Below are 2,670 nucleotides of genomic sequence, written 5' to 3' on the forward strand. Positions count from 1 at the left end.
CGGTGACGACGATCTGGTAGACGCCCCGTCCCTTGTCCTCCCGCGCCCAGCGCGCCCGCAGCCGGAACGACCCGCGACCGGTTTCGTAGGCCGAGAGGATCGACCCCTTTGGCTCGACCAGGATGCCACCGGTCGGAAAGTCCGGCCCCGGGATGAACTGGGTCAGCTCGGCGACGCCCGCCGAGGGATTCATGATCAGGTGCAGCGCCGCATCGCAGATTTCGGCGACATTGTGTGGCGGCACCGATGTGGCCATGCCCACGGCGATCCCCTGGCTGCCATTGGCAAGCAGGTTGGGGAAATTGGCCGGCAGCACGACCGGCTCGTCATTGCTCCCGTCATAGGTGGGCTTGAAGTCGACGGCGTTCTCGGTGATGCCCTCGAGCAGCCGCATCGCCACGTCGGTCATGCGCGCTTCGGTGTAGCGGTAGGCCGCCGCGCCGTCGCCGTCGATATTGCCGAAGTTCCCCTGGCCGTCGACCAGCGGGTAGCGCATGGAGAAATCCTGCGCCAGCCGCACCATCGCGTCATAGATCGACTGGTCGCCGTGCGGGTGGAAGCTGCCGATGACGTCACCCACCACCTTGGCCGATTTCTTGTAGGCCTCGTCCGGCTGCAGCCTGAGTAGGCGCATGGCGTGGATGATGCGTCGGTGCACCGGCTTCAGCCCGTCGCGGGCATCGGGCAGGGCGCGTTGCGTGATGGTGGACAGGGCGTAGCTGAGGTAGCGCTCCTCGAGCGCCTGCCTCAGGTCGACGACGCGTTCGGCACCGCCTTCGGCTGTCGGGGTTTCGTCGTCGCTCATCGGGCGTGGGGATCGGGGCGAATCATTGCGGCACTATAGCCAACCGGGCTCGGCCGTGCTGCCGATGCGTCCCCGCGACGGCGTGCGGAGGCGCGGGATCCGCGCCTCCGTCGGGCTCAGAGGGTACAGCGGTGATAGTCGCCGTCATAACCGAGGAAGGAATCGGTCCGCGGGTCGTACGACCGGTAGCGGGCCTCGCAGCGCGCCACGTGGGTCTCCCAGGCGCTGCCGCCGCGCCAGTCGCGGTCGTCCCGGTCGAACCCGCGACCCACTGCCGCACCGAGCGCAAAGCCGAAGAGTCCTGCCGCGAAGTTGCCGATGTTCGGGCGGTTCCAGCGGTACCAGTTGCGATAATCGTTCTGACCCCAGCGATGATGGTTGCGACGCCAGTCGTCGCAGCCCCGCCAGTGCGGGTGGGCCCGGCAGCGCTGCCAGACGAAGCGGTCCTGCTGGCCGAAGCTGAGGTTGAACGATGCCGACTGCGCGGCGGCGGGGGCGGGCAGGGCCATCGCGCCGGCGAGTACGGCGGCTATGGCAGCTGATGCGATCCTGTGCATGGGTCTCTCCACTCTCGTCGTTGGCTTGACGCTTGTTCACTGAACCCCCGGCGGGCAGATTGGTTGCCAATCGGCCGCGCCGGGCCGTTCACGAGGATCTCCCGCATGCTGAACCTGGTGCTCGTTCGCCACGCCAAGTCCGCCTGGCACACCCCCGGCCTCGCCGATTTCGACCGGCCCCTGGCGCCGCGCGGCCGGGAGGCGGCGGCGTGGATCGGCCGGCAGCTTGCCGCCGCCGGTCTCGTGCCGGATCGGGTGCTCTGCTCCACCGCCCGCCGCACCCGGGAAACGCTCGAGTTGGCACTGCCCGCCTTGCCCGCTGCGGTGCGCGAGGCGGTGTCGTGGCACGACGAAATCTACGAGCAGCGCGATGACGACGGCTACCTGACCTTTCTCGCCTCGCGGGGCGGCACCGCTTCGGCCCTGATGCTTGTGGGGCACAATCCGGCCACCGCCGTCACGGCGGTCGGGTTGCTCGCTGATCGGAGCGAGGCGACCCGCACGCCGCTTCTCGACTATCCAACCGGCGGTATCGCAGCCTTTGCCTTCGCCATCGAGCGCTGGTCGGACCTCGCACCAGGCACCGGTCGCTTGCTCGGCTTCTGGCGCCCACCCAGGGAGTGAGGAGCGCGGCGCCTCCGCGTCGGCGGAGCACTGCCGAGCTTGGACTCGCCACAGGCCGCGTGCTACAGGCGGGCAAGCCTGAACCACCCATCTGGTCTGTCCTGGGAGACGCCAATGAGCGCCGTCGCCAACCTTCCGCTCTTTCCCCGCTTCTTCTCCAACACCCTCGCCGAGACCGATCCGGAGATCGCCGAAGCCATCGCCCTCGAGCTTGGCCGCCAGCAGCACGAGATCGAGCTGATCGCCTCGGAGAACATCGTGTCGCGCGCCGTGCTCGAGGCGCAGGGCTCGATCATGACCAACAAGTATGCCGAGGGCTATCCGGGCAAGCGCTACTATGGCGGCTGCCAGTACGTCGATATCGCCGAGACTCTCGCCATCGAGCGGGCCAAGCAGCTGTTCGGCGCCGGCTTCGCCAACGTGCAGCCCAACTCGGGCAGCCAGATGAACCAGGCGGTGTTCCTCGCCCTGCTGCAGCCGGGCGACACCTTCATGGGGCTCGACCTCAACTCGGGGGGGCACCTGACCCACGGCTCGCCGGTCAACATGAGCGGCAAGTGGTTCAAGGTCGTCTCCTATGGCGTGCGCCGCGACGACCATCTGCTCGACATGGACGAGGTAGCGCAGAAGGCCCGCGAGCACCGGCCCAAGCTGATCCTCGCCGGCGGTACCGCCTATTCGCGC

Annotated in this window: 3 protein-coding genes and 1 pseudogene; 2 read left to right on the forward strand and 2 right to left on the reverse strand. The window is 68.4% G+C overall.

Translation table 11 applies throughout. The features are described from left to right. Positions 1-805 (reverse strand): DNA gyrase subunit A (locus ACE3TU_RS21155; protein WP_374627837.1); only part of this gene is annotated, 805 nt, incomplete at its 3' end. Between the two features lie 116 nt (positions 806-921). Next, a complete protein-coding gene (locus ACE3TU_RS21160; RefSeq protein ID WP_374627838.1) occupies positions 922-1,362 on the reverse strand; it encodes a BA14K family protein in 441 nt (146 codons plus the stop codon). Between the two features lie 105 nt (positions 1,363-1,467). On the opposite strand from ACE3TU_RS21160, the gene ACE3TU_RS21165 reads away from it, so the two are divergent. Then, complete coding sequence (locus tag ACE3TU_RS21165) at positions 1,468-1,986, forward strand: histidine phosphatase family protein (protein ID WP_374627839.1); 519 nt, start codon at positions 1,468-1,470, stop codon at positions 1,984-1,986. Positions 1,987-2,100: 114 nt separating this feature from the next. Next, positions 2,101-2,670, forward strand: a pseudogene (glyA, locus tag ACE3TU_RS21170) (serine hydroxymethyltransferase); the annotation flags it as partial.

Origin of the sequence: Devosia sp., from assembly GCF_041917035.1 — a bacterium.
Classification (GTDB): domain Bacteria; phylum Pseudomonadota; class Alphaproteobacteria; order Rhizobiales; family Devosiaceae; genus Devosia_A.

Bases quoted from the DNA above. Each gene is read 5' to 3' on its own strand.
- ACE3TU_RS21160 (WP_374627838.1), bottom strand. From the start codon at position 1,362: ATGCACAGGATCGCATCAGCTGCCATAGCCGCCGTACTCGCCGGCGCG.
- ACE3TU_RS21165 (WP_374627839.1), top strand. From the start codon at position 1,468: ATGCTGAACCTGGTGCTCGTTCGCCACGCCAAGTCCGCCTGGCACACC.